Origin of the sequence: Candidatus Phytoplasma bonamiae (assembly GCF_030586845.1) — a bacterium.
Lineage (GTDB): Bacteria > Bacillota_I > Bacilli_A > Acholeplasmatales > Acholeplasmataceae > Phytoplasma > Phytoplasma bonamiae.
Window position 1 is genome coordinate 1 of record NZ_JAOSIQ010000028.1, and the last position, 5,502, is coordinate 5,502.

The window sequence follows — 5,502 nt, forward strand, 5'->3', positions numbered from 1 at the left end:
TTACGACTACTAAACAGATTCTTTATCCTTGACCATCCAGACATTTCCAGATTAGTAAACTTAATTACTTAGTTTTAGGATTCTCCAAGTTACACTAAATTTCTACCTTAATTCTTTAGGGGAAGTAACCTTCTTATTGGAAGGCTGATTCCAGGTTTTCTTTTTGATAAACTATCCAACACTAACGGCATATATCGATAGACTCTGGACTGTTCGTTTAAGCAACTTCCGGAACAGGTTTAATAATTACATCAATTTTCCTTCTTAGGCCATCTCAGGCTTCTCCATGGAATTATTTGGTGGCGGAGTCATCTTGACTAATTTGCTTTCGTCGCAACCCACTTTTATGGTCTGCTTTAATCTAACTTACTTTCGTTTGTCAGACCGACCATATCCTTTCAGGGTTTATCAGCCCTGACTATTGGTTAAATAGTACGAAATTTAGGCCTCTTTGGCGCCCCCATTATTATTATAAAAATTTTGTAATTCTTCAATAATCATTTGTGGCTTTAAAGTAGTTGCTGCTGAATCAAAATAAATTAAATTTGGATTTGTTTTAAAAATAGGGAAATAATTACGAAATTTATTAGTCATATCGATATCTAATCTTTTATTGATCAAATTTCTTAAGAATATCGTATTTAAGTTGTTCAGGATTTTGAACTATAATATAGTCATAATTAGGTTGACCTGTCTTTAATAAAGTTTTTTGAACTTCTTTATTTCTTAAAAACCATTGCATTGCTTGAATATTTTGATTATTTTGAGAATTTTTTTTAGCAGCTAAAATAATAGCATATGATGAAAAAACAATATCTGTGGGTTCTTCGTTTTCGTTAATGCCCAAACCAATAGATCCTAAACGTAAAAAATTAGTATTTTTTCTCATTAATCCTGGACAATTAATAGCTAAATCATATTGATTATAATCATCAAATAATTGAGCTACTTTAAAAATATTATCTGTCTTAATAAATTTTAAGTTAGAAATGTTTTCAATATCTTCTAAAGATAAATTATATCCTTTTTTTTCAATAATTTGTTCATCAATTTTAATTAAATTTAATTTTCTTAATAATAATAATGAACGTGATAAATCGCAAGGTGCTGTAAATAAATCATTAAACGGAGCAAATAGAACTCTAGCATTTTTTATTTTTTTGACATCTTCTAAATTTCTAATGTTTAAAGGACTTTTTTTATGCGAATATAAACCGTATTTAGGATGAAAAAAAGGTTCAATCATTTCTAAACGTTCTAAAGGTTCGGGAATAAAATAGTTATTATAGATATGGATAGATTATTTGCGTTTCGATCTTAGAATTTGTCTTTTTGATAACTATTACAAATAGCCCCCATCCAAACCGGACGAGCAAGTTTCCCAGCATCCGGCTTTCCATAATTTATCGATAAACAATAAATTACTGACTTCTTTCGCCCTATCAAGGTCGTTAACCTTGTTCTAGGGAGGACGATTAACTGGATCATTCCAGATCCAGTTTTACTCCTCCGACTACTAAGAAGTCGCTTTCTCCTTGGGCTATAATGACTTTAATCTCATTATTCGTTAATTTAATAACTCGCCTTTAGGATTCTCCCAGTTACGCTAAATATCAACCTTGATTCCTTAGGGGAAGTGACCATTTTATTCATGGTGAGATTCCAGGTTGGTTAAGTGATAAACTATCCAACACAAAAGCCTTATATTGATAGTCTCTGAACTGCTCGCTTATAGTAGTTTGCGAGACAGGTTAAGAAATTACATCTGCTTATCTTCTTAGGCCATTTCAGGCTTACCCGTAGAACCATTCGGTGGCGGTGTCTTTTTGACTAACTACTTCATCGCAACCCGCTTTTAAGAACTGCTGTAATTCTTGATGGTTTCCTTTCAAGAACCGTTCTTAGCCTGTCAGTGTTTATCGCACTGGTGATTGGTAAAATCACACGATATTTAGGCCTCTTGGGCGCCCGCTTTCATTGTATGAAAATTATTAGCAATATTAAAATCAATAATTCCCTCTTTTAAAGCATCATTACAATTTACTTGATATTTTTCTTTTAATTGGTTTTCGTCGAAAATTTGCAATTCAAAACCAATTTGATTTATTAAATGTTTAGTTTTTTGTAAAGTTTCTAAAGTAGATGGAAAATTGGTAGCTATTTTTATATTTTTTTTGAATTTTCTTTCACAATTGCATGATTGACAATTAAACATTTTTTTAATGGACCTTCTTCTTTTTATATATTTTTTATATTTTTTATAACCAATTTTGAACAATTCTGTCTTTAAGTTGTTCCGGATTAGAAATCATTACATAATCAATTTCTCCGTTAGTTTTTTGATTAGCATGAAATTTTTTAACTTCTGGATTTTGTAATATTTGTTTTAATAAATTAATTTCTTGACTATCTGCATTGCTTTGACGTGAAATTAAAGCTATAGCATATGATTCTACTAATTCATCTTGAGGCTCTTGATCATTTGAAATATTTGAACCAATTCGAATAAAGTCTTCGTTATATTTCATAAAAGCTGGCCAATTAGCCATTAAATCAAATTCGTCTGGTTGTTCGAATTGATAAGGTATTTGTGAAGTTTTAATAAATTGCAAATTATATGGATTACTAATATCTTCTAAATTAATAGCTAATTTTTTAGTTTTAATAATATGTTCTGGAATTTGAATTAATCCTAAATTTTTTAATAATAAAAGCGAACGAGACATATCGCATGGTTGAATAAAAGCGAAAGACACAGCTAATAATACTTTTAAATTTTGATATTGTTTAACTGTTTCTAAATTAGTTAAATTTTTTTTATTTTTACGATTTATAATATGGATAGATTATTTGCGTTTCGATCTCAGAATTTGTCTTTCTGATAACTATTACAAATAGCCCCCATCCAAACCGGACAAGCAAGTTTCCCAGCATCCGGCTTTCCATAATTTATCGATAAACCATAAATTACTGACTTCTTTCGCCCTATCAAGGTCGTTAACCTTGTTCTAGGAAGGACGATTAGCTGGATCATTCCAGATCCAGTTTTACTCCTCCGACTACTAAGAAGTCGCTTTCTCCTTGGGCTATAATGACTTTAATCTCATTATTCGTTAATTTAATAACTCGCCTTTAGGATTCTCCAAGTTACGCTAAATATCAACCTTGATTCCTTAGGGGAAGTAACCATTTTATTCATGGTGAGATTCCAGGTTAGTTAATTGATAAACTATCCAATATTTTATATATATATCGATAGATTCTAGACTTCTCGATATTAGTAGTTTACGAGAAAGGTTATATGGATCACACATCTTCTTATTCTTCTTAGACCATTTCAGGTTTACCCTTAGAACCATTCGGTGGCGGTGTCTTTTTGACTAACTACTTCATCGCAACCCGCTTTTAAGAACTGCTGTAATTCTTGATGGTTTCCTTTCAAGAACCGTTCTTAGCCTGTCAGTGTTTATCGCACTGGTGATGGGTTAGTTCACTCGATATTTAGGCCTCTTTGGCGCCCTATAAACCATATTTAGAATGATAAAAAGGTTGTATATAAGAAAATAATTCTTTATTTTGTTTCTTTAAAAATTCATTATAAGCTTTGAAAACATGTACATTAGTATAAATTAATCCATCTATAGAACCATCAGATAATTTATCAATACTTTCTTCGGTCCAATCTGTTTTAATCACATGCAAATCTATTCCTTGAGAAAAATAAATTTCTTTAGCTTTATTTAAAGTATTTAATACGGCTTGTATTGGACTAGCAACTTTTATAGTTTTTACCTTTGTTTTATTGAAATTCATATTTTTTTTCTTTCTAAAAAATTAAAAACAAAATTTGTTTTATAAATTATTTTAATTACAGTTAATAATAAATAATATTAATTAAGTTATATTAAAAATTTTGATACAATGTGGGTTGAATTTGAAAATGTTGATAATTATTTAAAATCTTTGAAATAGGGCATTTTTGATGAATAATATTCATAATATCTTTTGTTTCATCCAATGATAAGTCTTTGATTCCGCAAACTAAACTAATATCAAAATAAACCTCTTTTTTCTCAATATAACTTTTACACAAAACTTTTATTTTAAAATCATAATGATTTAAATATTTATGTGTGGTTTTATAAAAATAGAGATAGATTATTTGCGTTTCAATAACTGGATTTATCAACTAGTTATTTATTACAAACAGCCCCCCTCTAAACCGGACAAGCAAGTTTCCCAGCATCCGGCTTGCCATAATTTATTGATAAACCATAAATTACTAACTTCTTTCGCCCTATCAAGGTCGTTAACCTTGTTCTAGGGAGGACGATTAACTGGATCATTCCAGATCCAGTTTTACTCCTCCGACTACTAAGAAGTCGCTTTCTCCTTGGGCTATAATGACTTTAATCTCATTATTCGTTAATTTAATAACTCGCCTTTAGGATTCTCCAAGTTACGCTAAATATCAACCTTGATTCCTTAGGGGAAGTAACCATTTTATTCATGGTGAGATTCCAGATTGGTTAAGTGATAAACTATCCAATACCTATGTTTTTTATCGATAGCCTCTAGACTGCTCGCTTATAGTAGTTTGCGAGACAGGTTAAGAAATTACATCTGCTTATCTTCTTAGGCCATTTCAGGCTTACCCTTAGAACCATTCGGTGGCGGTGTCTTCTTGACTAACTACTTCATCGCAACCCGCTTTTAAGAACTGCTGTAATTCTTGATAGTTTCCTTTCAAGAACCGTTCTTAGCCTGTCAGTGTTTATCGCACTGGTGATGGGTTAGTTCACTCGATATTTAGGCCTCTTTGGCGCCCACATAGTAATAAAGATAGACAAAATAATTCTTTAGGATTACTAATTTCTGAACTATTAGCGAATGCTGAATTAAGCTTCGTTTTTAATCCTTTGTGAATAATCCCTATATCTTGTAATTTGGGTTCATAATAAGCTATAATTTCTATTTGTTTTTTCATTTTTATATCCTTTCTTTTGAAATTTAATGATTTATTAAACTCTATTTAATTAATTTTCTAAATATATTTGTTTTAATTTATTATTTTTTATAACTAAATTAAAAATATTCTCATTTAGTAAATAAATTCCATGATCTGGATTAAGATCATCATTTTTTATTTTAGTTAAGATATTTAAATTTAAAAATTTTTTAGTAATTGGTGATTGATTAGTTAAGGGAAAAGTTTGATTTTTATTTTTAATAAAAGTTTTTAAAACTTCTTGTTCTAAAAGATTACAATTTAATAAATAATGTTCGATTTTGTAATTAAAGTTAACTCGATACACTAAATTCATAATTATAAAAGCTAATATAATCACAAATATAATTATAATACGGATAGATTGTTGGCGTTTCGTCGATAAGATTTATTTTCATCAACTATTACCAACAGCCCCCGTCCAAACGGTGCGAGCAAGTTTCCCAGCACACCGCTTTCCATAATTTATCCCTGTTCCGGGTTTAACTTCGTGT

11 protein-coding genes are annotated in these 5,502 nt (G+C 30.1%); all 11 read right to left on the reverse strand.

Annotation, left to right across the window (positions count from 1 at the left end; genetic code table 11):
* Window positions 1-441: 441 nt before the first annotated feature.
* The 11 genes from OC701_RS02170 to OC701_RS02220 all read right to left on the reverse strand — a co-directional run bounded on the left by OC701_RS02170 (window position 442) and on the right by OC701_RS02220 (window position 5,324).
* Window positions 442-621, reverse strand: coding sequence for an aminotransferase class V-fold PLP-dependent enzyme (locus tag OC701_RS02170; protein ID WP_304514463.1), 180 nt, complete (start codon window positions 619-621; stop codon window positions 442-444).
* Complete coding sequence (locus OC701_RS02175) at window positions 611-1,246, reverse strand: MetQ/NlpA family ABC transporter substrate-binding protein (RefSeq protein ID WP_304514464.1); 636 nt, start codon at window positions 1,244-1,246, stop codon at window positions 611-613. The genes OC701_RS02170 and OC701_RS02175 overlap by 11 nt, the downstream gene beginning before the upstream one ends.
* 71 nt (window positions 1,247-1,317) lie before the next feature.
* Window positions 1,318-1,488 (reverse strand): hypothetical protein, encoded by a 171-nt coding sequence (locus OC701_RS02180; RefSeq protein WP_304514465.1) that lies wholly within the window; start codon window positions 1,486-1,488, stop codon window positions 1,318-1,320.
* Between the two features lie 463 nt (window positions 1,489-1,951).
* Entirely contained in the window at window positions 1,952-2,215 is a 264-nt protein-coding gene (locus OC701_RS02185; protein WP_304514466.1) for a hypothetical protein, read from the reverse strand.
* A gap of 43 nt (window positions 2,216-2,258) precedes the next feature.
* Window positions 2,259-2,756, reverse strand: coding sequence for a MetQ/NlpA family ABC transporter substrate-binding protein (locus OC701_RS02190; RefSeq protein ID WP_304514467.1), 498 nt, complete (start codon window positions 2,754-2,756; stop codon window positions 2,259-2,261).
* A 107-nt stretch (window positions 2,757-2,863) separates the two neighbouring features.
* Entirely contained in the window at window positions 2,864-3,034 is a 171-nt protein-coding gene (locus OC701_RS02195; RefSeq protein ID WP_304514468.1) for a hypothetical protein, read from the reverse strand.
* A 485-nt stretch (window positions 3,035-3,519) separates the two neighbouring features.
* Window positions 3,520-3,813, reverse strand: coding sequence for a hypothetical protein (locus OC701_RS02200; protein ID WP_304514469.1), 294 nt, complete (start codon window positions 3,811-3,813; stop codon window positions 3,520-3,522).
* A gap of 91 nt (window positions 3,814-3,904) precedes the next feature.
* Window positions 3,905-4,189 (reverse strand): hypothetical protein, encoded by a 285-nt coding sequence (locus OC701_RS02205; RefSeq protein WP_304514470.1) that lies wholly within the window; start codon window positions 4,187-4,189, stop codon window positions 3,905-3,907.
* Between the two features lie 28 nt (window positions 4,190-4,217).
* Window positions 4,218-4,346 carry a hypothetical protein gene (locus tag OC701_RS02210; RefSeq protein WP_304514341.1) on the reverse strand — a complete coding sequence of 43 codons (129 nt, stop codon included), beginning with the start codon at window positions 4,344-4,346 and terminating at the stop codon, window positions 4,218-4,220.
* A gap of 452 nt (window positions 4,347-4,798) precedes the next feature.
* The gene (locus OC701_RS02215; protein ID WP_304514471.1) at window positions 4,799-4,987 is read right to left on the reverse strand and encodes a hypothetical protein; all 189 of its coding nucleotides are present in this window, start codon (window positions 4,985-4,987) and stop codon (window positions 4,799-4,801) included.
* Between the two features lie 49 nt (window positions 4,988-5,036).
* Window positions 5,037-5,324: a super-infection exclusion protein B gene (locus tag OC701_RS02220; protein ID WP_304514472.1), complete on the reverse strand. Its 288-nt coding sequence runs from the start codon at window positions 5,322-5,324 to the stop codon at window positions 5,037-5,039.
* Window positions 5,325-5,502: the final 178 nt, after the last annotated feature.